The sequence below is a fragment of the Roseibium sediminis genome, assembly GCF_008711325.1.
Classification (GTDB): Bacteria; Pseudomonadota; Alphaproteobacteria; order Rhizobiales; family Stappiaceae; genus Roseibium; species Roseibium sediminis.
In genome coordinates this window covers 1-25,555 of the sequence record NZ_VXDB01000006.1, presented here as the reverse complement: position 1 = coordinate 25,555, position 25,555 = coordinate 1, and the positions used below count along the sequence as shown (strand labels likewise).

General features: G+C 52.3%; 22 protein-coding genes. 17 read left to right on the top strand and 5 right to left on the bottom strand.

Annotated elements, in window-relative coordinates:
* Positions 1-25 precede the first annotated feature (25 nt).
* The 7 genes from F0155_RS07315 (at position 26) to F0155_RS07280 (ending at position 14,046) form a co-directional block, all read left to right on the top strand.
* A complete protein-coding gene (locus F0155_RS07315; RefSeq protein ID WP_150523849.1) occupies positions 26-4,879 on the top strand; it encodes a tape measure protein in 4,854 nt (1,617 codons plus the stop codon).
* Positions 4,879-8,625 carry a DUF2460 domain-containing protein gene (locus F0155_RS07310; RefSeq protein ID WP_150523848.1) on the top strand — a complete coding sequence of 1,249 codons (3,747 nt, stop codon included), beginning with the start codon at positions 4,879-4,881 and terminating at the stop codon, positions 8,623-8,625. Before F0155_RS07315 ends, F0155_RS07310 begins: the two co-directional genes overlap by 1 nt.
* 3 nt (positions 8,626-8,628) lie before the next feature.
* Positions 8,629-9,444 (top strand): phage BR0599 family protein, encoded by an 816-nt coding sequence (locus tag F0155_RS07305; protein ID WP_150523847.1) that lies wholly within the window; start codon positions 8,629-8,631, stop codon positions 9,442-9,444.
* A gap of 9 nt (positions 9,445-9,453) precedes the next feature.
* Positions 9,454-9,693, top strand: a complete 240-nt coding sequence (locus F0155_RS07300) for a hypothetical protein (RefSeq protein ID WP_150523846.1) — start codon at positions 9,454-9,456, stop codon at positions 9,691-9,693.
* 189 nt (positions 9,694-9,882) lie between these two features.
* The gene (locus tag F0155_RS07290; protein WP_150523844.1) at positions 9,883-12,105 is read left to right on the top strand and encodes a phage tail protein; all 2,223 of its coding nucleotides are present in this window, start codon (positions 9,883-9,885) and stop codon (positions 12,103-12,105) included.
* Positions 12,106-12,163: 58 nt separating this feature from the next.
* Positions 12,164-13,303, top strand: a complete 1,140-nt coding sequence (locus tag F0155_RS07285) for an N-acetylmuramidase domain-containing protein (protein WP_150523843.1) — start codon at positions 12,164-12,166, stop codon at positions 13,301-13,303.
* Positions 13,300-14,046, top strand: a complete 747-nt coding sequence (locus F0155_RS07280; RefSeq protein ID WP_150523842.1) for a phage tail tube protein — start codon at positions 13,300-13,302, stop codon at positions 14,044-14,046. Before F0155_RS07285 ends, F0155_RS07280 begins: the two co-directional genes overlap by 4 nt.
* Here F0155_RS07280 and F0155_RS07275 read toward each other — a convergent pair.
* The 4 genes from F0155_RS07275 to F0155_RS07265 form a co-directional block, all read right to left on the bottom strand.
* Positions 14,043-16,625: a hypothetical protein gene (locus tag F0155_RS07275; protein WP_150523841.1), complete on the bottom strand. Its 2,583-nt coding sequence runs from the start codon at positions 16,623-16,625 to the stop codon at positions 14,043-14,045. The genes F0155_RS07280 and F0155_RS07275 overlap by 4 nt on opposite strands.
* 75 nt (positions 16,626-16,700) lie before the next feature.
* Complete coding sequence (locus tag F0155_RS07270; RefSeq protein ID WP_150523840.1) at positions 16,701-17,120, bottom strand: hypothetical protein; 420 nt, start codon at positions 17,118-17,120, stop codon at positions 16,701-16,703.
* Positions 17,121-17,132: 12 nt separating this feature from the next.
* Positions 17,133-17,303 (bottom strand): hypothetical protein, encoded by a 171-nt coding sequence (locus F0155_RS23370; protein ID WP_161599768.1) that lies wholly within the window; start codon positions 17,301-17,303, stop codon positions 17,133-17,135.
* Positions 17,296-17,646 (bottom strand): hypothetical protein, encoded by a 351-nt coding sequence (locus tag F0155_RS07265; protein WP_150523839.1) that lies wholly within the window; start codon positions 17,644-17,646, stop codon positions 17,296-17,298. The genes F0155_RS23370 and F0155_RS07265 overlap by 8 nt, the downstream gene beginning before the upstream one ends.
* Before the next feature lie 126 nt (positions 17,647-17,772).
* Between F0155_RS07265 and F0155_RS07260 the strand changes: the two genes are divergently transcribed.
* From F0155_RS07260 to F0155_RS07215, 10 genes are all read left to right on the top strand, one after another.
* Positions 17,773-18,072 carry a hypothetical protein gene (locus F0155_RS07260; RefSeq protein ID WP_150523838.1) on the top strand — a complete coding sequence of 100 codons (300 nt, stop codon included), beginning with the start codon at positions 17,773-17,775 and terminating at the stop codon, positions 18,070-18,072.
* A gap of 299 nt (positions 18,073-18,371) precedes the next feature.
* Positions 18,372-20,465 carry a type VI secretion system Vgr family protein gene (locus F0155_RS07255; protein ID WP_150523837.1) on the top strand — a complete coding sequence of 698 codons (2,094 nt, stop codon included), beginning with the start codon at positions 18,372-18,374 and terminating at the stop codon, positions 20,463-20,465.
* Positions 20,466-20,480: 15 nt separating this feature from the next.
* A complete protein-coding gene (locus F0155_RS24165; protein WP_150523836.1) occupies positions 20,481-20,852 on the top strand; it encodes a PAAR domain-containing protein in 372 nt (123 codons plus the stop codon).
* Between the two features lie 3 nt (positions 20,853-20,855).
* Entirely contained in the window at positions 20,856-21,842 is a 987-nt protein-coding gene (locus F0155_RS07245; RefSeq protein ID WP_150523835.1) for a DUF4123 domain-containing protein, read from the top strand.
* 10 nt (positions 21,843-21,852) lie between these two features.
* On the top strand, positions 21,853-22,707 hold the full coding sequence (locus tag F0155_RS07240; protein ID WP_150523834.1) for a hypothetical protein: 855 nt from the start codon (positions 21,853-21,855) through the stop codon (positions 22,705-22,707).
* Positions 22,708-22,727: 20 nt separating this feature from the next.
* Positions 22,728-23,303: a hypothetical protein gene (locus F0155_RS07235; protein WP_150523833.1), complete on the top strand. Its 576-nt coding sequence runs from the start codon at positions 22,728-22,730 to the stop codon at positions 23,301-23,303.
* Between the two features lie 155 nt (positions 23,304-23,458).
* Complete coding sequence (locus F0155_RS07230) at positions 23,459-23,641, top strand: hypothetical protein (protein WP_150523832.1); 183 nt, start codon at positions 23,459-23,461, stop codon at positions 23,639-23,641.
* A 17-nt stretch (positions 23,642-23,658) separates the two neighbouring features.
* Complete coding sequence (locus F0155_RS07225; RefSeq protein WP_150523831.1) at positions 23,659-24,111, top strand: hypothetical protein; 453 nt, start codon at positions 23,659-23,661, stop codon at positions 24,109-24,111.
* An 80-nt stretch (positions 24,112-24,191) separates the two neighbouring features.
* Positions 24,192-24,758: a hypothetical protein gene (locus tag F0155_RS07220; RefSeq protein ID WP_150523830.1), complete on the top strand. Its 567-nt coding sequence runs from the start codon at positions 24,192-24,194 to the stop codon at positions 24,756-24,758.
* The gene (locus tag F0155_RS07215; protein WP_150523829.1) at positions 24,758-25,246 is read left to right on the top strand and encodes a hypothetical protein; all 489 of its coding nucleotides are present in this window, start codon (positions 24,758-24,760) and stop codon (positions 25,244-25,246) included. Before F0155_RS07220 ends, F0155_RS07215 begins: the two co-directional genes overlap by 1 nt.
* Positions 25,247-25,259: 13 nt before the next feature.
* Here the strand turns inward: F0155_RS07215 and F0155_RS23640 are convergent.
* Positions 25,260-25,555 (bottom strand): hypothetical protein (locus F0155_RS23640; RefSeq protein ID WP_204934407.1); only part of this gene is annotated, 296 nt, incomplete at its 5' end.

Genomic DNA, 25,555 nt, shown 5'->3' with positions numbered 1-25,555 from the left:
CGCTGATTGAAAGGTTGAATGGAAAATGAGCCGTGAAGTCGAACTTATCATCAAAGCTCGTGAAGCGGCTTCATCGGCAGTAAAAGCGGTCACCAAGGCACTTGAGGGGCTTACTGACGCTCAGCAAGAGGTTAGCGCAAGTGCCACCAAGACAGACACTCAACTCGGCAGGCTCGGCAACCAGCTGACCGAGTTGCAGCGTAAGGCGGTTGCGCTTTCCGCGTTTCAGAAGATTGCCGTCGATATCGACAAGTCGTCACGTTCAATTAGTCGCTTTGAAGCCGATCTCAAAGGCAGTGCGACAGAGCTAGCGAACCTTGCACGACAACTACAAACAACCCAGCAAAACCTGAACCGACTACGGGGCGTTCAATCTGCCGAGAAAACCGTGTTGGAAGAGGTTACTGCCGCCCGGAAATCCGCACGAGCGGAACTGAGCGCGGTAAACAAAGAGCTTCGCAAGGCCGAGGCTCGGCAAAAAAGCTACAACAACGCTACATCCAAGGTTCCCGATCACTTTCTGTCACCAGCGGTTCGATCGGCGAAAGCGTTTATCGACGCGGACGTTAATTCACAACGGTCAGCAAGTGACAAGCTTGCAAAAACTGTTGCCGAAAATACCTCTCAGATTGAAAAGTCGCGCGAAGCCATCAAGACGCTGAGCCCTGCGATTTCCGCGGCTGCCGGCGAAGAGCGCCGCCTGTCAACACAACTCGATCGTACCACTTCCTCCCTGAAGACGCAGAAAGACAACCTGCATCTATCCCGCGCTGCTTTGCAGGAAATGAAGGCAAGTGCTGCGGGCGTCGGCGCCGCCTTGGGAGGTCTCAGCGCCGACCAAGAGAAAATCGCATCTACTGCGCAGAGGGCCGCTGCTCAAATCGAGGCGGTCAATGCTCGAATTGCCGCGCTCAGTGGCGCTCGCCGCGGACCGGAGATCAACACCGGTGGTGTGGATGAGCAGCGCCGCAGGATGCTGGAACTTCGGCGGGAATGGGTTGCCTCTCAAAGTGAAGTCAAAAGACTCGCTCAGGATATGCGGAATGCGGCGGCACCCACCAACGAACTGGGCACAGCATTCGGGACAGCTCAAGCCAAAGCCAGACAATTAAAGTCCGCCTACGAAGCGCAGCGTCAATCTCTCCATGAACTGTCGGCTTCAGCACGGCAGGCGGCTGTTTCTGTCCAAAACACCGGCATTGCCGCAACACGCGCCGGGCAGGCACAAACCAGCTTTGCAATGCAATCCCGCTCAGCACTTTCGTTCACACAAAGGCTGCGGGCAGAACTGCTGGGGCTGACTACTGCTTATATTGGATTGCACTCGGCGATTTACAGCCTTGGACAGGTGGTAAGCTCTTTCCAAGTTCTCGAAGCTGCTCAGAACCGTCTCGGGGCTGTGTTCAATCAGGACACTGCGGCTGTTGCGAATGAACTGTCTTTTTTGGACAGACAAGCCGAGCGACTTGGCATCAGTTTTCAAGTGCTTTCCGATGAATACGCCAAGTTTGCCGTGGCTGCAGATGCCGCAAACTTCTCCGGAGCAGCGACACGCAGAGTGTTCTTGTCGGTCGCTGAGGCTGGCCGCGTAAACAAGCTGACGCTTGAACAGATGAACGGGGTCTTTCTGGCCCTCCAACAGATGATTTCGAAGGGGCGAGTCAGCTCGGAAGAGCTCCGCCGCCAGATGGGTGACCGGCTGCCCGGTGCGTTCCAAATCTTTGCCGCTGCCATTGGGAAGACCGAGGCCGAACTCGACAAGATGCTGCGCGCCGGTCAGGTGGCAGCAGACCAAGAAACACTGCTCCGATTTGCCGATGAACTGGATCGGCGGTTCGGTGACCAACTTCAAACCTCGCTTTCGAGCACGACGACAGAGCTTGGCCGGTTCGTCAATTCCCTCTATCAGGCTCGCCTGAGAGTTGCCGAAGGTGGGTTCATTGATGCACTGACCGAAGCTGTCCGCAGGCTCAATGAATACCTTTCTAGCCGGGAAGGAAGGGACTTCTTTCTTGCGCTAGGGGCGGCACTGGGATCCGTCACTTCGGCGGCAGCTTCTCTGATCCCCTACATCGGCGAGTTATCGACCGTTCTTCAGATTATCGCTGCTGTTAAACTTGCATCGGTTTTGACCCGTTGGACCGGAGGTTTCGGGCAATTCGGCGCATCACTCTCCAACTCCGCCCGTCAACTCTATCAATGGGATACTGTCGCCAAGGGCAAGATCCGAACTGTTGCTTTGCTGCGTTCCAGCTACATCAGCCTGTCAACGAGCTTGAGATTTCTCGGAACATCTTGGATCGCCGCGACAAACTACACCAGAATGTTCGGCGTGCAGGCCGCAATAACATCCGGCCTGACGCGGACCCTTCAAATAGCCGTTGTAGGCCTGGCCGGAACAGTAAAACTTCTTTGGCTGGCGCTAGGGGGTCTACCGGGTGTCATACTCACCGGAGTGACACTTGCGATCGGACATTGGGCCACCCGCGTCGAAGACGTAACGCAAGCGGTTGATGAACACAAACGGATCATGGGTGAGGTTATTTCCGCCTATGATCGCGTTGCGGGCTCAGCCCAACACTGGGCGGACAATATCGAGAACGTTTCGTTGTTCGACCTGGAAGACAACTTCCGTGAACAGCAAAAGTTGGTTGAACGAGCTGCCCAAGCCCTTCAACAGAAAGTCGCGAGTGCGTTGCTGTCGCGCTCCGGAGACAGGGCGCCCTTCCAACAGATCGCCCAGGAATTCGTGGCCGGCACAATCTCGGTCGAAGAGTTCGCACAACGTGTCAAGGAACTGAACCAGACCCTCACGGAAGACGGTCCAAAAAAGTTTGCCTCAACACTTTACGACCTTAGCCAAGCCCTCATTGAGGACAGACGGCGCCTGGAAGAAGCCGCAATTGCGGCTCACGAAAAAGGCAGCCAACTTGAAGGTGTTTCGGATATCGCCCGGTCGACCGGGAAGACGATCGAGGATTTGGCTTCGGCCACCAAAAAGGCAGGCAGCGCCTTTGCCGAAGAACAAGAGGCACTGCAGAAATTCAACGGCGCCTTGGCGGAAATCGACAAACTGGTGCCGCAGGTTTCCGACGAACTGGAACGTCTCGGCGAAATAGATGCCTTGAACAAGCTCTATCATGATGGGCTGAAGGCTGCCCGCTCGATGGGCCAAGTGCTGCAATTGACCCAGAAATACAATTCGGCATTGAAGGACATTGCAGGCAATATCGGAAGCTCTGATACGCTCATCGACAAGATCGTCGGGGCCGAAAGTAGTGGTGACCCCACTGCGCGCAATAGTCGTTCATCGGCGACCGGTTTGGGCCAATTCATTTCGAGCACTTGGCTCGGACTGTTCAAAGAGAAGTTCCCGTCTGTTGCAGCCGACATGACGGACGCTGCAATTTTGGAGTTGCGAAACGACCCCAAAATCTCGCGCCAAATGACGGCTCTTTATGCTCAGCAGAACGCTCAGATTTTGAGTAACGCGGGCATAGCAGCAACCGACACGAACCTTTATCTGGCACACTTCCTCGGCCCGCAGGGCGCTATCAATGTTGCCGGTGCTTCAGCGAATACCCCGGTATCAGAGCTACTTGGTGCAGATCAAATTGCCGCCAATCCAACGGTCTTGGGTAATGGTGCAACTGCGGGTGACGTTTCTGAATTTGCAGCCCGCAAAATGGGCATCAGTTCGGAAGAACTTGCAATCCAAAACGAGATTTACAGCACCGAGACTAAACGTGCCGAGAAGGCTCTGGAATACACCGAGGATCTTGAACGTCGCCTTCGATACAGCGAGATTGAAGCCCAAAACAACGGTCGTCTGACTCGCGAGGCGCATATTCAACAGGCGGTCGAGCAGGAAATCGCCAAGGCCAAGGAAAGTCACAAGACCCTTGATGAGGAACAGCTTGAACGCATTCGCAATATCGCTGCGGCTGAATATGACAGGCAGGCTGCGACCAAAGGAACGAAATCCGAAATTCAAGAGGCCAATACTGCCCTGCAGCAGGCGAACGCCCTCGCCCGCCAACGCACTACCCTTGAGCAAGAGTACCGAGCTGCCACAGCGTCCGGCGATAGCACGGCGGCTGCCGATCTTCAGATCGAACTCGAGCAAGTAAACCAGAAGCTGCAGCAGGCTATCGCGAATGCCCGATCCATGTGGGAGGCGATCGGTGGTGACAAAGCCGATGTTGCGCTGACGAAACTCGACACCTTGGCTGCCAAAACGACAAAGGCTGGCGGCGGTATTCAGGTGTTTGGTTTGACTGCCCAGAAAACAGGGCAATTGGCCGGAAGTTTCGTAGACGGCTTTATCGGGGTCTTTGACAACTTCGCGAACGCCATTGCCAACGGACAGAATGCATGGGTGGCCCTGGGGCGGGCCTTTCTTCAGTTCGCTGCAGACTTTTTGCGCCAGATGGGGACGATGATCCTCAGGCAAATCATGTTCAACGCACTCTCAAAGATAGGCTTTGGGGGTGGCGGAATTGGGCTAGCTCACTCAGGTGGTCTCATTGGAGCAGGCTCCGCTGGCGTGGGGAATGCGACAAAGAACGTATCCCCAGCTCTGTTTGCCAATGCTGCGCGCTACCACACCGGAGGTGTTGTCGGCCTCGGGCCAGACGAAGTGCCGCTCATTGCCAAGCAGAATGAAGAGATGATCACTGAGCAAGATCCACGTCACAGGAACAACGGCGGCTTGTCAGGTGGGAAAGGCAATGACGCCCAGCCTATGACGATCCGGAACATCGTCACGATGGACCCGCAATTTGCCTCTGACATGATCAAGAGCGCCACAGGAGAACAGGCTGTCTTGTCAGTGATGTCGCGCAACAAGTCGATGCTGAAACGTATGGTGGGTGAATAATGGCGATCCAGAACATTCCGGTTTGGTCATTCCCTCCAAATTGGTCCTCGCCCCCGAAGCAAACACTTGAATGGTTGACGCGGGTTCTGTCCTCCCCGAGCGGGGCAGAACAACGGGCGTCTCTGCGCTTGAACCCGAGGCGTGAGTTCGAAACTGATTTTACCGTCGAGACATCTGCGCGTGCAGCACTGAACTTATTTGTTTCCAGGCACGGCGGACGGAACTTCTATTTGCCGATGTGGCATGAGGCATACCGCCTTTCCGCTGCGGCCACGGTTGGCAGCAATACGATCGAGTGCCACTCTGCCGATGACGGGGGGCTGAAAGCCGGTGACATTGTTTTCATTTCCGACCCGACCGACCATAGGCGATACGAGCTCGCGGAAGTGAACGCGATTTCGGGGAATGTCATTGAGTTGAAGGCCGCTTTGGCGAGCTCCTGGGCACCCCACAGCCCAGTGCATCCGGTACGTATTGCTCGCTTCGCCGAACAACCTTCATTCTTGCGCATCACGGACACGGTTCAGCACGGAACTGTCCGCTTCAAGATTATGGAGAAAAATGAGGATGAGCGGGCTGTGCTCGAACGCCGTGTAAACGGTCCGATGATTTATGACGGCCTCATTACGAACTCCTACCATGTTGAGACCGGTCGCGGTGGCTATTTCCATCATAATAGTGGCACTTCAGAAGGTCAGTTTGCCTTCATTTACGGCGCATTCCTGGCATACGAAGCGCTAATTGCGGGAAATCCCACCAATGAGGCCCGATCCGCAGCCGACTATTATTTGAACCTCGCGCAGGAAATGCTTGATGCCATGGGGGATGGTTCAACGGTAGGCCCAATGCTGCGCCAACCAATTCCGGACGACCCCGACACAATCACTCTGATGCACTGGTTGTTTGCAGCTCGCGGGGACGTGCCAGAGCAAGGGATTGTTCTGGATTATCAGGTCACAAGGAACGGAAACACACTGACCATCCCGTCGAATGCAGCCGGTGGCCGGGTGCAGCACGTGTGGCAAATCTATCCCGCATCGTCGGAGCTGCTATATGCAAGCCCATACAGCCCCGCATTCGACATCAATTCGCCATCAGGTGAGACCCAGCTGTCCATAAGCACATGGCAGCGGATCGGGGACACAACCGTGATCACCATCCCCTCAGGGGCTGACCCCGGGATCTCTGAGTGGAAAATCTCTTACGGATTCTACGAGTACAGCAGCATCGCCACAGGCGATGGTTATGAGGCATTTCCGAGCTGGACGAGGATCCCCGGAGGATATGCCGCTTGCGCCCCCGACACGTTCCGTTGGTTTGAGCAGGCGACTGCGAAGGCCGTTGCGTTGGATACGCGAGCAGGAAAGGCGCAGACATGGGAAAAGCTCAGACTCGCAATGCGGAGATCCTGCGTCCGCGGGCAAGCCATTACCGATCTAAGGGAAGTGATCAGACCTCTCCCGGGCTTTGACGTTATTCCAGCCTCGGGTGAGCCCGACGGTATGTTCTGTTACTCGGACCATCCACGAGCGTTTCCACCGATCGGACCGGGGCTTGATAACGGTTGGATCGGATATGACTTTTGGTCACGTGCAACGAACGGCGACATTATCGGCAACATCCCCGACTCTGGAAATGTGGTTGCCCAGGTACAGCTTGGCCGTGGCTTTGCGGACCAGTGGCGCGAACAGACGAACTATCAAACCGCTGACCAATACCTATATGTCGCCATTTCAGCATCGAAGAAGCCAAATCTGGCGCTCAAAGAGTTCTTCTTGATTTTCGTCTCTTCAACCATGGAGTATGACGAAAACGCACGATGGTACGCTGATCTCGGCAGCAAATCGACCTTTGTCGCAACCACTGGCGATGTGATCGAGTTTTTCATTCCTCGAAGCGAATTCAAGTTGCGTTCCTTTGCCGAAGGCACCGGCGATACCGTATGGGGCACATCTCTCCCCAACGGCCAAACAATCCAGAATTTCGGCGTTTCGTCGGAGATGGCAGGGGCGTACCAAATTCGTCTGCGGGCCATGCGCCTTGTTGCCGGTAATACGCCGGATGACATCAAGGGGGCAAAGATGCCCTTTTTTCCCGGAGCTCTGCCTTTCGCGATCAACGCGGACACAATTCGTCAACAGTTCATCGGCTGGAACGGTTCACCGTTTCATGGATATCAAATGGCCGATCATTGGTGGTGGTTGGGTAATGATGCTGATGAAGTGCATCCGGCTCTCTCCGTCTCGGATTTGCCTATTCCGAGCAGAACAAACGGCTCCCTGACGTTCCCCATAAGTGGGACGACTTCCATGGGGAACGTGAGCAAACCCAAAAACGCGTTGCTTATGGAGCAGCAGCTTATATTCCTCCAACATGCTCAGGAGCAGTGGCATAGCGACGGCGGCACCCTAGGCCCCTTCGCACACACCTTTGTGCTGAATACCCCTGCCCGTTCTAGCCTCGGGTGGCCGACACCTCACACCTGGGTTTACATAAACGATGATCCCAACACGAGATGGGTCGGCTACCAAGTTCGACTGGTGGAATCTCTTGCGAAGTTGATTGAACTGGCACATAGCGACCCGGCCTTTTCCGATGCCGTGTCTCTTGCAAACACTATGGTGAGCAATTGGCTATCATGGTTGAACGGATATTGGCCCAATCTCAATGGCAAGGCGGTTGGTGGCACCGTGATCTATGGAATGCCTACGGATTTTGATGATCCCGCCAAGGGCCAACCGGAGACCCTGTATGAGGAACCTCATGCGGCGGCTGTCGTGATGAGAGCCTGCCTTCAGTTGGAGAAGGCAGGTTTTGGTAGCAGCCTTGTAAATCAGTCTTTGATGTTGAGGTGCTGGCAATATCTGGAATTGGTTTGGCGTACAAATGGTGAGATGGCGTTCACTTGGTCTCCCGACCCGTCTGCCAAGCAGTGGTACGGCTTTTGGCATGGTGAAATCATCACCTCGCTCGCAGAACTTCTCTTGAGCCCGTCTCATGTATCTTCAGGGATCGATTTGAACACTGTTCGGACTCGCCTGGTTCAAACAACCGGTTTCCTCCGCGAATATGGCGTTAGCTATAACAACGCCGGGACCGGACTGGAAACACTCCGGACGTACCGAGGTTTCAATGTCCTGCTCAACGAACCGGACCGTGGGGATGACAGCCAGATCGGATTTGATCGGAATTTGGATGAGCTCGACAATCGCATAGCTTTTCCTGTCTTCCACGATCAGGCGGGGTTTGCATTTGAAACCTTCCCCTACAGCTGGACGCTTGAGGGGCGAGATGAGTACATCTCCTTCATCAACCTCCTTTTCATACTCCGTGGCCGATTCACTTCCGTTTGGCTGCCGACGTTTTCGGCTGATTTGGCCCTTACTCAGGACACGGCACCGGGAGACCGGATCCTGACTGTCGAAAATATCGGATTTACTGCAGGCGGCGGGCCTGAGATCGGGCAGGAGTATGTCTGCATTTTCCTTAAGGACGGTTCTTCTCTCTTCAGGAAAATCACCGCTTCAACACTGAGTGGTCTCCAAACCGAAATCATTGAACTTGATGAAGCATTCTATGACGGGCTTCGTGCCAGTGACGTGAAACGCATCAGTTTCATGCAGTTGTGCAGGTTGGATCAGGACCGGATTGAGATCAACCATGACACCGACACGAAGGGGTACGCCACATGCAAAGCGACCTTCCGCGGAGCACCAAACATCCGAAAATCCAACTCAGGTTTTTGATTCATGACCTTTGATAGCCTCGAACGATCAAACGCAAGCGGATTACCTGTAGCTCTCTATGAGTTCTCCTTTGGCACCAAAACGTGGCGCTACTGCAATGGTGAAGACGACATTGTAATCAACGGCGTCACATACACGGGGATTGCTATCTCAGACGGCGGTGTTGTCATGTCCGGTGACGCTGATGCCGACGAACTTGTTGTCACAATGCCATCAGCAGAAGACGTGGCTGTAATGATGAACGGCACACCGCCGAGCAATCCAATTTGGCTGAATGTCAGGAACCATCATCGCGACGACAGTGAAACCCCGATCGTTTGGGTTGGCTATGTCCACAGCTCCAAGACGGTTGATGGTGTCACTGCTGAAATTGCGTGCAGGATGCTCACGGCAAGTTTTGATTCAGGGGGGCTGAGACTGGCTTACGGGCGACAGTGCCCGCATGCTGTTTATGATGTGAGCTGTAGCGTCAACAAGAGCTCTTTCGGACAGTCGATCACAGTTGACGCCGTGGTTGGCAACATGATCGTTTCTGATGACCTCCTATCGCTACCTGACGGCTATCTGTCGAACGGCTTCTTCTCTTTCGCACGTTTTGACGGATCACTTGAGCAGCGAGCCATCGAAAATCACTCTGGTAACCGATTCATCGTTCTGGGGAGCGGTGACGGGCTGATCGCTGGCGATTTTATCACTGCTTACCCCGGCTGCCGGCGCACTCGCGCTGACTGCAAAAATAAATTCAACAATTTAGCGAATTTTGGTGGTTTTCCACATTTGCCAGGCACATCGCCCTTTCAAGGTGATCCGGTATTCTGAGAGGTATCCATGAACTTCATTTGGGCAATTGCGATGTTGGTCGCAAGTTATGCGATTCAGCTACTTCTCGCACCGAAACAAAAGGCCCCTGATGCCGCGACGTTTGAGGATTTCGATTTCCCCCAGTTTGAAGAAGGAACGCCGGAAGCTGTCTATTTTGGGGACTGCAACGCGCCGGACTTCTTTGTGGTTTGGTATGGAAACTTCCGTACCTCCCCAATCAAAGTGAAGGGCGGAGGTAAGAAATGACCGTGACAATTGAAATGCGGCATGTTCGAGCGGCCAGAATGTGTTCGAGGGGCGCTCGTCGGTTCTTCAATCAACATAATCTGGACTGGAACACTTTTCTTTCAGAAGGCCTGCCGACTGAAGTCATCGAGGCAACCGGGGATCCAAATGCCCAGAAAGTTGTTGCTATAGCTCGGGAGGAAATGAAACGTGGCTAGTAAGAATTCATCCCAGATCATCGGTTATCGGTATTTCATGACAATGCAAATGGGGCTTGGCGTTGGCCCCATTGACGAGATCGTGAATATCAAGGTTGGTGACAAAAACGTTTGGCCGACTCTTGAAGGGCAATCTGAGCCCTATAGCGAAACAGTAAAAGGGAACGGAACAACCAACATTCGGGCAGCCTCAGTTTTTGGCGGCGAAGATGGTGAGGGCGGAGTGGATGGAACCCTGACCGTTCAGATGGGTGCTCCGGACCAAATTTATCCTGCTTGGTTCAAAAACATGCTTGGCGGCGATATGCCGGACTTTCGCGGAGTGGTGACCGCCATTTTCGACGGCATGATATGCGCCATCAACCCATACCCAAAGTCTTGGGAATTCCGTGTTCGACGGACGGAAAAGGGTTGGCAAGATGATCAGGTGTGGCAACCGACCTACGTCACCATCTGGCTCGCCAATTCCGCAATCAAGGCCATGAACCCGGCCCACATACTTTATGAGGTCATTACCAATAAGAAATGGGGCCGAGGCTTTGATAAATCCCGTATTGCAGACACTGTTTGGTTGGAAGCTGCCCGCACACTATACAATGAAGGTTTTGGTCTATGCATTCCATGGAAAAGACAACAGAGTTTACGTGATTTCATTCAGGAAATACTTGATCATATAGGGGGTGCAATTTATCTGAATCGAGAAACAGGTTTGATTGATCTGAAGCTGATCAGAGACGACTACAATGTCGGCGACCTCCCCTTATTCGACTACAACTCCGGGCTGCTCTCGATCAACAAAAGCGAAACAGCAGCACTCACGGATGCCGTCAGCGAAATCGTGGTTCGATATCATGACCCGATAAAGAATGAAGATTTGCAGGTCAGAGCCCAGAACCTAGCGCTGATGCAGGCCACGGAGGGCGTCAAATCAAGCAGCGTGAGCTATCTTGGTATTCCCACTCAGGAACTTGCTGCACGCATCGCACAAAGAGACTTGAAGGCCACTGCAGCCAGCGCAAACCGGTATACTGTAACCCTCGACAGGAGGGCGTGGCGAGTATACCCGGGTGCGGTTTTCCGGATTAGTGCTCCTGACCGTGGGATCAACAACCTTGTATTGCGCGCAGGCAAAGTTACCGATTCCACATTCACCGATGGCAAAATAACAATCGAGGCGTCTCTGGATGTCTTTGGAATGCCGTCCGTCTCATTCGTAGCACCAGAACCGTCGACCTGGGAGCCACCCTTGAACGGTCCATCCGCGATTGATGCGAAGCTCATCCGAGAAGCCACATATTACGACATGATCAGGACACTAAGCGAAGCAAACCTGGCCTATGTGACAAATACGTCCGCGGCCCTTTCGACCGTCGCCGGACGAAGTGACAATCAGGCTCTATCATACATCATCCGCAGCCGACCGGATGGCGGATCTTTTGCAAACCATGGTGGGAAGGGTTTCGCGCCGTATTGCAGATCTGTCGGGGCACTGAGTTATTATAACGGCACAATCACCTTTGACAGCGGCCAGGATTTGAGCCTGATCGAAAGCACCGATCTCATCCAAATCGGTGACGAATTCATGGGGGTAACCAACATCACCTATAATGCGGACGGCATTTCCGGCACCATGGATGTTAGCCGTGGCTGCCTAGATACGATCCCTCAGGAGCATCCGCACAATAGCCCCATTTTCTTCATCGACGGAAATATCGCATCTGATGAAGTTGAGTATGCTGCAGGCGAAACGATAGAGGTGAAGCTGCTCTCTCAAACAAGCGCCGGATCACTTGATCCTGATCTAGCAGCAACCACCAGTCTGCTTCTCAGCGGTCGGCAAGCACGCCCATATCCACCGGGAGCCCTCTTTGTTGTTCATGGCGGCGGGGCATGGACGCCATGTTTCAACGCTCCCCCATTTACCGGGGACTTTCAGCTTCAATGGACACACCGGGATCGGATTACCCAGGAAGATTTCCCGACCGGACATTGGGAAGCCAACGTTGGCCCTGAAATCGGCGTCACTTACAATGTCAGGTTCTACAATAGCTCCAACACCCTTCTTCGGTCGATCACGGGTATCTCTGACAATTTCCTCAACTTCGGAGCTGCTGATACTGACCTTGTAGGAGCCCTTCGCGTCGAGGTGGAATCCTACCGGGACGGCTTGGCTTCTCACCAGAAATATGACTTTCCGCTGACGCGCTCTTTGTAATTTATATTTCCACTTTATATGCTATTGTTCCTATTCTAGTTGATTTTAGGAGAGCGTGATGCTTTTGCCTCAAATGGACTCCTTCGTAGGTGCAGCCCTACATCTTGACGATTTAGACCTTCCCAGAATGGGTGCGTTGTTGGGAGTTGGTGAAGATGAGATCCACGCCGTGATTGACGTGGAGGCTGCCGGATATGGCTTCGACACCTACGGGCGCCCCAAGATGCTTTTCGAACCACACAGGTTCTTCCGCAACCTCAGTGGGGCCGAGCGGGATGAGGCTGTCAGGCAGGGATTGGCCTATCGGAATTGGGGGGAAAAACCCTATCCGTCCGATTCCTACCCTACTCTAATCCGGGCAATGAAAATCAACGCCAATGCGGCCCTGTTGTCTGCGTCTTGGGGGCTCGGTCAAATTCTGGGGGAGAACTACGAACTGGCGGGATTCTCTTCCGTCGAATCCATGGTCGTGGAATTCAAGAACAACGAGGACGTACATCTTGAGGCCACGCTCAACTTCATTCTCGCAACCAGGCTTGACCACCATCTTCGCAATCATGATTGGAAGGCGTTTGCTCGGGGCTACAACGGCAAACTATATGCAAAACACAATTATCATGGTCGATTGAAAGCAGCTTACGAGAAGTGGGGTCGGATCAAAGATACTGTCTGGAAAGGGGACAAAATCGTCCTGCAAGACAACGACATGGCGAAAACAATTCAGGTTCTTCTCGATCTTCGCGGATATCCGGAGGTGGGGAAGCCGGATGGCATCATTGGCTCTAAAACCCGTGGTGCCATCATGGCATTCCAGGCAGACAATGCGCTGCCGGTGACCGGCAGACCAACCATCGGATTGATCGTGGCGTTGAAACAATCCCGAAAGCGCGACGTGGCCGCTCCGCGGGCCAAACCAGTGCCGTCTGCTTTGGACGATTTGCCTGTCACTAAACCCCTCAAGATATTAAAGCGCATCGGATACGGCCTGTTCACCACCAGCGGGCTTAGCGCAGTGTGGGAGGGTAGCGGAGACATCGACGACCTCATTTCTGGCGTCGGAAAATTCAATATTTTATGGAACTCTTTGCTAAACCTTTCCCCGCAACTCATCGTTGCCCTAGCAGGAATGCTGATCGTCGTCGTCGCTTATCAAATCATCCGCGCCCAATTTGATGCTTATCGGGAGGGACGGCTATGACCGATCAACTCGTTGTCGGGCGCGGAGAAGTCTATTTCAAGGAGTATTCTTCACCAGGCGAATTGTATCTGGGCAACACTCCGGGTTTCTCTCTGGATCGAAAGATGGAAACACGGAAGCGATCCACGTCCTATGACGGGAAACGCGTTGAACTCCCCCCGGTGGTGGTTCAAGACAAGATCTCCCTCTCGATCGCAACAGACAATTTGGCGATCGAGAACATAGGATTATGGTCCACATCAACCCCGGACATGAGTGGGCAAACTTCCGGGGGACCTTATGAAGAAACCTTCACAGTGCGTCGGGGTCATTTCTACCAGCTTGGTTCGAGCGTCAATCCTGCAGGGTTGAGACACGCAGTCAGTGTTGTATTGAAACAAGGTGTGAACACCGTTCCGGTCGACGGCAACATTGAAATAAATTATTCGCAGGCTCGATTCCGCATACTTGAGACTGCGAATGACCTGAACAATGGGGAGATGATCAAGGTCATTTTCAGTGTTTCGGCGTCAGATTCTGTATCAGTCCAACCGGCGCCCAAGCTGGTTACCGGAGCGATCCGATATATCGGAACAAATCCCATTGGTCCGGTATGGAATGTTTTCTTTCCTGAAGTGGACCTGACGCCGCGAGGGTCATTTGACTTTAAGAGCGACCAGTGGGTTTCCGTCCAATTTGACGTAAACGTTCGGAAAAAGGACTTCGACAGTCCCTTCTACCACCTCACCCAAGTAGCATATTAAACATCGACCCATTCATCGCCAACGCGACGTTTTATTCTCGCATGCACCCACGCCCCGTTTTTGAAGACTTTCATCTCATAGGGCTGCCATTCGCCGTCTTTGAATGTGAAAAGCGGCCCCGAGTATTCGCCGCCACGCACAACTATGCCGCCGAAATCCGAGGGAACAACGAGTTGCCCCGGCTGCAGCGTCACCGCTCCAGGCGCGACTACCGGAACACCGACGGTCGGTGACAGATGTAATCCGAGAACTGAGATTACACGTCCCACATAGGTCGAGCCGAGTAGAATGGGAGATGCTATTGAACCGGGTCGAATGGCGACACCGCCTACAGATATGTCCGCTTGGCCTAGTAGTATTTTGGAAGGCTCGCCGAGTTGGCTGACGTTCAAACTGATTTTGACGCTGCCAGTTTCTATCGCATAGAAGCCGCCTTGCACTGACACGTAAATTGATACATTCGGCTCACCGCATATGATCGTTGAGGCAAGGCCGTTTGAGACGATCCCTGTGCCCCCCACCTCTAGAGTGAGTTGCCCAGTCGCGAAATTGACCGAGAGACCAGAGGGCGAAACGGAGATGCCCCCAGTGCCGACTGTCGGCACGCCTGCCGTGATGCCCGCCGAGAGACCGGACGGCGAAGCGGAGACTGCTCCAACACCAACTGCCGGCACGCCTGCCGTGATGCTCGCCGAGAGACCTGACGGCGAAACAGAGATGCCCCCAGCGCCAACTGCCGGCACGCCTGCCGCAATGCCCGTCGAGAGACCGGACGGCGAAACGGAGATGCCCCCAGTGCCAACTGTCGGCACGCCTGCCGCAATGCCCGCCGAGAGACCGGACGGCGAAACGGAGATGCCCCCAGTGCCAACTGTCGGCACGCCTGCCGTGATGCTCGCCGAGAGACCTGACGGCGAAACAGAGATGCCCCCAGCGCCAACTGCCGGCACGCCTGCCGCAATGCCCGTCGAGAGACCGGACGGCGAAACGGAGATGCCCCCAGTGCCAACTGTCGGCACGCCTGCCGCAATGCCCGCCGAGAGACCGGACGGCGAAACGGAGATGCCCCCAGTGCCAACTGTCGGCACGCCTGCCGCAATGCCCGCCGAGAGACCGGACGGCGAAACGGAGATGCCCCCAGCGCCAACTGTCGGCACGCCTGCCGTGATGCTGACGGCGTGTCCACCAGAGGCCACTTCGATAGGCAGATGAACAGCAAGAACACCCATTTGCGGCGTTGTTGTTATTGCCGACACAGAAATGCCCTGCGAATTGGCTAGGCCTCCCTGCCCGTCACCGTTCAAGTCTGCCTTGAATATGTCCTCCCAGGGGGCGACATTCGTCACAACCTGTGTTGACAGAAATACACCCGCCGCGTCATGCGTCCATACGCCAAAATCGGTCAGGTCATTTTTGGCCCAAAAAATATAGTAACCGCCTCCCGGTTTTGGTTCTGCCTGAGTGACAGTCCAGCCGGGGACAAAATTTGGTCCGAAACCCGAACCATATCTCTTGAGCTTGATCTTGGTCCCGTTGGCGTCAGTCACATGGTAGTCGTCGCCGATGAGCCAAAGTTCCGCGTCTCCGTTATCCTCAATGAGAAACTGGGGCACTCCGATCTGCCCGTCTCCGTTGAGGTCTACTCCATAGAAAACTTCCTGGACTTTGATATCGGTGGGCGCAGCCTGTGAGGAATAGCCCCCGGCAGACGTAACTGTCCACTCGTTGTACGCCCCCGACGAGGCGTTGAACCACAGGAGCTTATAGCCGCTGCCCCCAGGGATATTTTCTGCCTGTATGACTGCCCACCCGGCGTAGCTGGTAGGGCCAATACCCGCATTGTAACGCGTAATCTTGATCGGCTGCCCGCCAGAAGGGACAACGTGATAGGAGCCGCCGATGAGCACGAGCAGCGTATCGCCCTTGTCCTCCACAAGCGTCCACGGCCTTACTTCCAGCGCTGAAATGACATTCTGGTTGTAGGTATTGTCCCATGTCGCAGATATGACCTGACCTGCACTGCTGGGCTCCTGTTTGTATACCCGCAGAATCCTGTTGGCAGGGTTATCACTACTGAAAACAAGGGATGCCGTCGGAGAGCCCCATGTCAGGGAGGGTGTCCCGTCATATATCCCCATGGCAAACTGAATGATCAGCCCGTTCGGTTCCTGCGTGGTAAGGCTGATGCTGACGCTGCCACCTGTCGCCGCCACGCCGTCCGTATCGCTTCCCCCGATCGGGTTTGCCGTATCAACACCGTCCAGGCACAAGACAGACACCATGCCGGGTCCGATATAGGTGTTGGCAAGGCTCACACTCAGCGTACCAGTAGTCGGATTGGCAATTCGGTAAACCCAGATCGTGCCTGCAGCCCCGGTGTTAGTGAAGCCGTGGACTAGAGTTGCGGTCTTGCTTCCCCATGTGACCACCGGGAGAACTGCTGCGGGGTCATAGGATGGACCTGTCGTAAAATAGACCAGTGCAAAGTTGCCTGCAGCTGCAACTGCCCCTTGCGAGAAATTGAGCGGATAACCGCCAGCCCATTCAAACGTCTGAGTGCTCTTGATGCTGACAGCCACGCTTCACTCCCCCTAAGAAAAACGCCGCGCCGGGTATTCCAGCACGGCGTCAATGACATGGTTCTGATTTGGCGATCAGCCGATGGCGAAAATCTTGTTGGCTCCTGCATCCCAGGTGATAGTGATATCGCCGCCGTTGGGATTAACCGGAAGGCCGGTCGCAGTGTCGTAGTAGGCAATCAAATTGCTTGTTGCCGCAGTACCTGTGTCCTTGTAGATCACAAGAGCTTCGATAGCATCCAGAGTGCCTATGCCGGCAGCTTGTTCAGTGAACACCACGTCATCAGCATCGAAAACGCCATTTGTCACTGTAGCGTTTGCAAGGGTCTGGGCAGTACCCAGAATGTTCGAACCAATGTCCGACAAAAACTGGTGGGTAGCGGCAAAGGTGTAACCACCGGTATCAACCAGGGCGACCTTGATTGTATCGGAAGTCAGGTCGATTTCGCCTTTGAGAATTGCTTCCTTGAATTTCGTGTAAAGCGCATTTGCCATTGTCGGGTTCCTTTAGCTGATATCGATCCAGAGGGTGCCTTCTTCGGCATTCTCCGGAGGTGTTTCGGATACGGCCACGATCGTCCCGGCCTCTCCCTTTGGTCCCTGCACGCCGGCAGTTGACACCTCAATGATTGTGGGTTGGGAAGCGCTCTCAACCTCGATGACTGCGATCTTAGTCATGGTTCTGGCCCCCCTTAACGCAGATCCGCCCGTGCATCAGCGTTGTTTGCTCGCCGGCAATATGGCGCTCAATCTCATAGGTTGTCGGGGAGACTTCGGAGAGAAGCTTTCGAGTTTCTTCCGGGTTTAGCACGACACGGGCGCGTCCATTTGCAGGATCATCGATTGTCCAATGGCCGTCAGCGCTCGACTTTCTGATGAGTTCCCCGTCCTGAAAAATTGTCAGGATCATATCGCTGCCGGTCAGATCAAACGGTTCTCGGTTTGCATCGAGGAAACGCAGATCCAACGGGGTTGTGTTCCCCACCCAGATTTTCCAATTGTATTTGGCTGGTGTTGGCATTGCTGGTTCCAAACCGAGATAGCTCGTCCACCTATAACAAGCGTAATATTCCTAGTAAAGTTGATTTATCCTTTTTATTTTGATTTTAAGGCGTCAGGACTGATGGAGTTATGGGAGACACAGCAAATGACATACTTCTTCGAGCTAATACCGCCCTGGCTATTTGGCATTGTCTTGGGCGGCCTATTCATTCTCGCTTACCGACATCTGGGCCGGACCGGCCTGATCTCGGCGATAAGTACAGCCGTGTTGCTCTTCGTTTATCGTGAAGGGAAAAAGGGTGCTGAAGCAAATATCAAGCGCGATATGCAGGCCGTTAATCAGAAGGCGTTGAAAGAAATGCAGGAGATCGAAAATGAAACAGATTCTATGTCTGACGATGAGCTTGATGCTGACAATTCTCCCTGGGTGCGCAACAAAAATTGACACGAGCATTGCTGAGGTTTGGTGCTTGACGAACAAGCCCCGGCGACCGACCCCGGTTGAATATGCCTCGATGGGGCGAAAGGGCCGGGAGGATATGCGCAACCACAATGCATTCGGGATGCAATACTGTGGCTGGAAAGCCCGTCAATGATTAGTAACAGCCAATTATCCATGCCTTAAAGAAGCTACCTAGATTTCTAATATGCTCTGGTTAGGTATGGCACTCCCCTGTAAATTACGCTAAGGAACATTCATTTAGATGCTTTGCTTGCATGTGTTTTTTATCAGGGGTTTAACGGATGAACGTAATTGCCCGCATTCCAAGCCTGTTCATGGATCAGGATATCGCCTTTTCCTTTGCAGCACCGGCTGCCGAGGGGGCAGAATTGCTGGTCCATGAGTTTTCCGCCTCACAAGCCGTCTTTGGCCTTGATAGCATCCATGTGGGACTGGTGAGCAAGGACGGGGATATTGACCTTCATGCGCTTCTGGACACACCGGCCACGCTGACCGTTCACCACAAATATGCTGGCGCGCGGCACTTTGCCGGGGTGATTGCGGAGATCGAGCGCGGAGAGGAAGGGTTCCACCGCACGCTTTACTCGCTCACGCTGCTGCCGATGCTGCACCGGCTCGCGCATGGTTCCGACTGCCGTATCTTCCAGCAAAAGTCCGTGCCGGATATCATCAAGGAAATCCTCAAGACGCACGGCATAGAAGACGTGAAGTGGGATTTAACCGCCGAACACGCCGTCCGCGAATACTGCGTTCAGTACCGGGAGAGCCACTTGGGGTACCTTGAACGCCTATGTGCCGAAGAGGGTATATGGTTCTACCATACGTCTGGTGAGAACGGCCAGCACACGCTTCATTTCATCGACAATCCGCAGATCGTGGCCGATCTGGAAGGCCAGCCGAGCCTTGAATATAATGCGATGCCAAGCGGGGCGGTGAAGGGCGTTTTCTGTAATCGGTTTTCCTTCAAGGAACGGTTGAGAAGCACAAGCTTCACCCAGCGTGACTACACGTTCAAGAACCCGCCCTACAGTCAGGAGCACCGGCAGGACCGGCAGGAAGACAATGGGTCTGCCAAAGACTACGCGCTTTACGACTATCCGGGCCGCTACAAGCAGGATGTGGCCGGAAAGCCGTTCACAAAGTACCGGCAGGAAGCGGTGCGTGTGGATGCGACCACAGGACAGGGGCTCACCAATGCGATCCACTTGTCCCCCGGCTTCAAGATGGCGCTGACCGAGCACCCGAACGACGCCTGCAACACGGCCTGGCATCTTCTTGAAGTGGATCACCACGGCAGACAGCCGCAGGCGCTTGGAGAGGAAGCAGGCGGGGGACCGGCGACCTATTCGGCATCCTTTACGGCCATGCCTGCGCGGCTTCCTTTTCGTCCCATGCTACGGGCAAAGCCGCTTGTCGATGGTCCGCAGATTGCCCATGTCACCGGGCCGGACGGTGAAGAAATCTATTGCGATGAGTATGGTCGCGTCAAAGTTTGGTTTCCATGGCAAAGAGAGGTTGCTAAAAACGACAAGTCCTCCTGCTGGATTCGGGTTGCTTCCAACTGGGCAGGCCCCAAATGGGGGCACATTGCCATCCCGCGTATCGGGCAGGAGGTCATCGTGGACTTCCTCGAAGGCGACCCCGACCAGCCCATCATCACAGGCCGTACCTACCATGCCCAGAACATGCCGCCGAACAAGCTGCCAGATTTCAAAACACGAATGGTGTTGATGTCTGATAGCCACAAGGCCAACGGCTCCAATGAGCTGCGTTTTGAAGATGAAGGCGGGCAGGAGGAAGTCTGGTTCCACGCTCAGAAGTATCACAACGCCGTTGTTAAAGATAACGAGACCTGGAAGATCGGCGGCAGTCGGCACAAGCGTGTGGATGGTTCACAGTCGGAATCTATCGGTGGTTCGAAGGATATTGAAGTTAAAGGCGACCACCGAGAAGCCATCGACGGATCACAGCATCTTCTCGTCAAAGGTTCATTGGTTGAAGAGGTCAAACTGAGCCAATTCCTGAAAGTCGTCGGGGACAAGGTCTCTCATGTGGTTCGCAACTGCGTAACGCTCGTGGAGCAACATTACCGGCTTGAAACCAAAGGAAAACAGCACTTCGAGGCAGCTACCACCCATTACATCAATGCAGGTGACAGTGTTGTCATACAGGCGGGGTCTGCAATTAGCCTGAATGTCGGCGGCAACTTTGTGAAGATCGATGGCAGCGGCGTCCAGATTGAGGGGTCCTTGGTCAAGGTGAATTGTGGCGGCTCGCCAAAGGCAGGCTCTGAAGTCGAGCCATCGGCGGTAGCTAATCCACAACCCTATTCCGGCCCTCACGCTCAGCGTTACGCGCGCTCCTACGAGAAATGAGAGAGAGAGACAACAATGTCAGGTAAACCCGCTGCCCGTATTGGTGATATCGGCTCAGGTCATGGCTGTCACTTCCCGCCCTCCCCGGCTATTTCCGGAAGCCCAAATATACTCATCAATAATCGACCTGCCGTCCGACAAGGTGATGCTTACGCACCACATCCATGTCCAGTATGCCCATTGCCTCCTCATGGGCGCAAACTAGCATCAGGTTCCCCAACGGTTCTGTTCAACAACAAGCAGGCTGGTCGTGTCGGCGACCCGATTGATTGTGGAGGCTCGGACGCGACCGGCTCCGGCAATGTTCTGATTGGTGGAGCGTCGCCTCCGGGGCTCAGTCGTGCTCCAATCTGCGAAGAATGCGAAGACAAGGCATCCAAGGGCTAGGGCATGGATGAAAACACTCTGCGCCTGTTTGAGGAGCTGAAGAAGGAAGGCACGCGGGTTGGACAATGCCCCTATTTGATTCTTGATGGCGCCTGGCAAAAAGAGATGGTGCAACAAGTCCGTAAATCAGAGTTCGGTTGGGAGCCCCTGCTGTTTGCCCCTGGCGAAGACAAGAATGACGCTCACCAAAGGAGCCCGCTGCTGGTCGATCTCGGCATCCATGAACACATATTGAATACATGGCTGGAAGATACGTTCAAACAAAAGCTGGGAATTGTCGTGTTTTCCGGACTTGAGCTAGCTGCTCTTCGGACATCCCTCAAACGGTTTCTATCGATCCTGTCTCCGGAAACGGGCAAACCTGTGTTTCTGCGCTTTTATGATGCGCGGACACTCTACTGCTTCCTGCGCCATGGGTTTCCTGAACAGTGGGCAGACTTCTTCCGTGATATCAGTGTCATTGCGGCCCCATACGACTATTCGCCGGGATGGACTGTCTACAAACCGGTTGGCGACACCCTGACCTTCGGGATTGAGAAACAGGATCGGTCCGGCTGGTACTGGAGGACTTGGCAAAACAAGGACAGGGCTGTTGAGCACTACAAAGCCGCATTCCCGTTCCGCTCTCTGGGGCAAGCGCAATATGATGAAATGAAGCGCTGCACGGAGCTAGGGTTCCAACACGAGATCATGGACTTTTTGGTCAGCGCATTTCCGCAGCAGACTAAATTCATCTCGCGCGAAGAGCTCCTGGAGTTTGTTTCTGAAAACCAGAAAATTGCTATACAACAAGGCTTTGCTGGCGAAGACTGCGAGTATTATTGGGTCGTTTTAGCATTCATGTGCGGCATCGATTTTTACGAGGGAACCTATGTTAGTCGATATCTTGGAATCCCGTGGTTTTCCAGGGAAAAGCGGCTGACCGATATTCTTGAACTTCATTACGAGCAAGCGAAGAACCCAGAAATTACTCGACTTTTAGCAGGTTGAAATAAAGCGCATGAGAAGTACAACTTCTTTCTTCAAACGACCAAGAGACCCGAAAGGACCTGTTCGAACCCCTTGGGACAAGTGGTCACAGAAACAGGGGCGAGCTATCGAGGATGGCATCAAGAAGAAGCTTGACGACTTGTTCAAGCCTCCTCAGAAGAAACCTGAGCCGATGCCTGTGCCCAATCCCGAAACTGGTGGCCAACCAGAGCAGACTAGGCCGCGACGGCGCAACGACGATTGCTGTATTCCCGACAAATTCCTAGAAAACTGGCCGGTTAACAGGAAAAACGCCAGTTACTCACCTGAAATTGGCTGGAATGATTGGAATAAAGAGTATGACGGCAAAAAAATACAGCCCCAGCAAGTAATTTTTAATCGGGGCTTCAAATTCCAGCTGGAAGTCACTGAAAGCTTATGCGACGGTTTGGAGTTTTTATGCAAGGACAATGCCGGTGCAATCGGATCCAGGCACCAGTGGGCAGATGGTTTGAACTGGCCTAATTGCAATATGGTAGAAGTCAAATATGCAATGCACGAAACAACTTATACAAAGGAAAAAGCATATGACTTAACTAACCCACCAGTTAGAAGATTGCATGAACAATTTAAGCGATATGCAATTATTTGCAATAATCCGAGAAAGGTCTCAGAACTCCCATGTTTAGCACAGGTTGGATTAGAAATTTTCGTCAATTGGAACACCATGGTTGAATTTTATGAAGAAATAATGAGCATTTACTCGATTCCCGGACCCAAACCGCAACAGCGTCTTCCGCGATATTATTATGGGTCAGACCTAGCAGACCACAATACACCAAACGGAATCGAATCGTGGATGGATGAAGCTGGTTCAGATATTTGAGATGAGAGGTTGATACTCAGATGAATAACGAGTTTAAAGAGAATTTTAATATCGATTTCTTGGACGCGCCAGAAATGGACGTGAACATCCTAGCAAATAATGATTTAAATAACCTTCACTATGAATTGCTTGATGTAGAAGAAATTCTTCGGCGGAATTTTATTGTTGTAAGAGAATTTCACAATATTATAAGCGAAGGATATGTTGAAGATCACTCTTACGACGTTAAATTAGAAAAAAATACAACAGACGAATTTAGGATTGAGCTTAGATACCTTCGCAGCTTCAGCAATGAGGAAGGAGAGCGGTTTTTAAGGACTTTAAGCCTAGACGCCCATCCAATGCTGTTAGCAATTTTGTTACAAGAAATTCTTAGGTTAAATAATATTGAGGGTATATTATTTGGCTACATAGGAATTAGCACGGGGATTTTAGTAGAAATAGATCGAAAAGTCCTCGGAGAGGATGTTTCAAAATATTCTCTTGAAGAACTTTCTAGTAAATTATTTAAACCCGTGCCTGCAGATCATATTCTTAGTAAATTGACATTTAACGGTTGGGTTGACGACACAGGCAAGTGGCGCACATATCCATGACACAACTTCCACCGATCGGTGTTTGGTATTGGCTGCACGCTGAAATCGAAGGCTTGCAGCCGAAGTAATAGCGACTTTCGGGTACCCTCAGACCATTGGACGACAGCGCGATACACCCGACGGTATAGAAAGTTGGAAGGGCGAAGCAGGATCTATTGAAAAATGACTTTTGGGTAACAAAAGATGGCGCGGTTCGAGCCTTGCTGGACGGGTTTCAAGACTTTCCTGCGGAAGAAGGTAAAATGATGGAAATACTAAAAAGAATATTCGGATCTCAGTTTTATGAAGAGTTAGATATTTATATTGACATATTCAACAAAAAAAAATTAACAACCTAGACATTTCTTCAGGTCAATTGAAGAGTCTAGTTAATAATCACTTCATTCTCGTTTCCGAACATCATAATATTATAAATCCGGACAAGGAAGAGCGACATCGATTTGTAATAAAATTATCAGAATCAGATGATCGCGAATTCACAATTGAATTGGACTACATTACAAGTATTCATGAGGTGAGAGGCACAGAGTATTTCAAGTCGTTGTTAATGATTGCTAATCCGAGACTTGTCTCGGCTTTCCTTAAGGCATATTTAAATGAATATGAAATTGATGGTAAGTTTTTCGGATTTATTGAGGAAGTATTTGTTCTGCTTAATGAAGATATTTTTGACGAAGACTTAACTCAATATACAGACGCTGAATTATCTAGAATGTTGTACGTTCAAATACCTTCCGATCATATTTTGTATAAGTTGGAAAACGGCGGCTGGGTTGACGACCACGGCAATTGGCACACTTACCCATAGTGCAACTTTCTCCGCCCCCCCCCAGTAAAATTGAACCATGGATGGATGAAATTGGATCAGATATTTAACAGGAGAACGGGATGGGTGAATATTTAAAAGATGATTATGGAATAGATGTTTTTGGTGATCAAGATATATATATAAATCTATTGGTCGGAAACCAATCCATGTCTCTCGATTTCGATATAAATAAATTAGGATCAATTATTAATAATATCTTTTTTGTCGAAAATTCTTACAAAACCATCATCTCCCCAGGCAAAGAGGAAGACCACATATATTCTGTAAAAATTCTTCAATCTGATATTGAATCATATGATATTTCATTAAGATATACAAGAAGCTACAACGAATTGCGTGGAGAGGGATTTTTCAAGAGTATGTCTATGACGGCTCATCCGCGATTTGTTGCTTTATTCTTAAAGTCTTTTCTCAACGAATACTCGAACGATGGTTTCCTATACGGGTTATTAGAAGTGGTCTTGGTGGAAATTAACCGTGCAATTTTAAGAGAAGATTTAGATCAATATACAGACCAAGAAATAAGCAGCATTCTATACAAACCGCTGAAATCCAGTCATATACTCTATAAGATCAACCAAGGCGGCTGGGTTGACGACCACGGCAATTGGCACACTTACCCATAATGCAACTTTCTCCGATCGAAATTTGGTATGGTCTACATGTTGAAATCGAAAGCTGGCACCTAAAGTTCAATGGGATTTCCAACAACCTCAACTCCAGAACCGATAGTGCGGTTCTCACCTTGCTGAGCGGCCTTCATGACTTCCCTGCGGAAAGGTGGATCATGATTGGTTGCGGTGCGGGTTGGACACCGGTTGCGGCAGCGGCACTATCCTGGTGCGAGGATGCAACATGGAAGAATGTCCTGACTGCATGGAAGAGCATTGAGGATTTTCATCTGGAATCACGATCAGCGAAGCTCTCCGCGCAAATGCTAAACCCGAAGTTACTACCCGAACCGGACCTGAAGAAAATCTTGGAACTTGGTGAAACCGTTGGCGGCGCGTGGGTGCTTATTACGGCTCTAAAGGCTCATGGAAGGCAGATACTAGTGAATGATCCAACCCTGTGCAACGGGCTTCATTCCGCTTTGCAGGAACTGATACCGTGAGCCTTCGGGAACTTCATCCAATCAATGCCTCCCCTATTGCAGTCAGAAATCCGACTTCGACCCCTCCGATATCGTTCTTGAGTGCTACCCCCTGAATCACACTTGAAAAAGCGGACGGATCTCCTGTCGTTTGGCAGAAATCAACCAACTCCCTAGCTCTTTCCCGCCCAACTCGATTGGCTTCGGCCCAACCAAGGTCAGAATTGGCGCTTGACCAAAACTCGGTCACCCCGTTCTTTTGGCACACAAAACTAAGCTGGACACCCGCAAAAACCCAATGATTTTGGCTTGGCCTTTTAGGAGCAGCCG